At 42.4% G+C, this 2038-nt stretch carries 1 protein-coding gene; it reads left to right on the top strand.

Annotated elements, in window-relative coordinates:
* Nucleotides 1-179: 179 nt before the first annotated feature.
* Nucleotides 180-2038 (top strand): G5 domain-containing protein (locus HT701_RS08830; protein WP_240152369.1); only part of this gene is annotated, 1859 nt, incomplete at its 3' end.

Genomic DNA, 2038 nt, shown 5'->3' with positions numbered 1-2038 from the left:
TACCTACGGCAAGGCGACGCTGACGTGGTTTGAAGAGATTTTCGAAGAGTATTAAATAAAAATTATTGTATGTTGTTGCCCTTAACTTGGAATGATAAGGGAATAACTAGAAAGATTTGTGAATATAGACTATTTCTGATATACTAAATATACAGTAATAATGAATGATGGGAGATGGGATGGAAGAATTTCAATTTGAGAGAAAGCAGCGTTTTTCTTTGAGGAAATATGCAATAGGAGCTTGCTCGGTCTTGCTAGGAACGAGTTTATTTTTTGCTGGTATGGGTGCTCAACCTGTACAGGCTACCGCAACGAGTTCAACACTAATTTCAAGTCATTATTTGGATGAGCAGGATTTACCTGAAAAGCTGAAATCTGAGTTGCAATGGTTTGAAGAAAATAAAATTGAGGTAAAAGAGGGAAAAGAATACTACTTTATCTATCGAAAATTGGCTACAAGATTACCAGAAACAGGTCTTTTTTCTAATGATGGGATGTTTATCTTGGGAGCAGGATTATTATTGCTTTCCTTCACTTTAATCAAGAGAAAAAGGGGAGCGTCTTACTTCCTTGTGACAGTCTTTGCTGTTGGTGGCTGGGTAGCATCCATCTCTGCTTTAGAAAATTTGGTAGAATTGCAACCAGCCCTTGTTAAGAGAGTAGAAGGTCAGTTTCTACCAAGTCCTGAAAGAGTCCAAGGATACGAATTTACGGGATATTATTTGGTAAGAGATAGTGCTAGTAAGGAACTTTCTGTTGATAAGGTAGAGTCGCCAGCATTATCTCAAAAGGAGGAAAGTTCAGAACCTCAATCTAAGAAGATTGTACCACAGACTGCATCTCATTTTAGCTCGACTGAAGACCTTGTGCAATCTCCTCAACCATCCTACGCAGTTGAGAAAATTGTTGAAGCTCCTGATGAAATTGTGCCTATAGGGCCTAAGGAAGAAGTTGCAGGAAATCCCAAAGTAGAACAACCGAAAGCAGAAGATAATAGTGATTATAAAACAAGTCCTGAGGAAGGTGTGTTAAATGCCACAGTAGAGAAACCAGAATTGCTAATCACTACAGAGGAGGTTGTTTTCCAAACGATAGAACAAGAAGATGCAACCTTAGCTAAAGGGCAAACTAAAGTTGTTCAAGAAGGTGTTGTTGGTGAACGCACCATCTATACGGAAGTCACTATCGTTAATGGGGAAAAATCTAGCAAAGTTATAGAAAATATAATCACAAAAGATCCGGTGGACAAGGTGATTGTAGTTGGGACTAAGGAAGAAGTTGCACCAAAACCAACACAACCTGTAACTCCAGATCTAGAGGAAAGTAGACCAGTTCAACCTGAAAAAACTCCAATAGTAGAGAATGAAACAGAGACAAAACCAGCTGATGGAATAGGACAATCAAGACCAGGAGCAGAAGAAACGCCGGGTACAGAAGCAACACCAGGAGAGAAACAAACACCTGACAAACCCAAAGCCGAGCCGAAGCAACCAGAACCAGCAAGCCCAGCCGTGGAATCAGGGGGTGAGGAAAATCAAACTCATGCCCCACAAGGTACTGAGTCTAATCAACCATCTAAAGAAACTGCTGAGACCAAAGATTCTGAACCAGCAATCCCAGCCGTGGAATCAGGGGGCGAGGAGAATCAAACTCATGTCCAACAAGGTACTGAGTCTAAGCCACCATCTAAAGAAACTGCTGAGACCAAAGATTCTGAACCAGCAACCCCAGCCGTGGAATCAGGACGCGAAGAAGATCAATCTCTTGCGGAACAAAAGGGTGAGGAGAAACAGCTGGAGAATTCAGTTGAGGGGGTAAAAGATGTTGGTGAGTCTGCCCCACAAGGTACTGAGTCCCAGCCACCATCTAAAGTAGCTGCTGAGACCAAAGATTCTGAGCCAGAAAGCCCAGCCATGGAATCAGGGGGCGAGGAGAATCAAACTCTTGCCCCACAAGGTACTGAGTCTAATCATCCATCTAAAGTAGCTGCTGAGACCAAAGATTCTGAGCCAGAAACCCCAGCCATGGAATCAGGGGG

This window comes from Streptococcus sp. 10824, assembly GCF_013276595.1.
GTDB classification, from domain to species: domain Bacteria; phylum Bacillota; class Bacilli; order Lactobacillales; family Streptococcaceae; genus Streptococcus; species Streptococcus pseudopneumoniae.
Note: the sequence above shows the minus strand (reverse complement) of the source record. Positions and strands in the feature narration are given on the sequence as shown.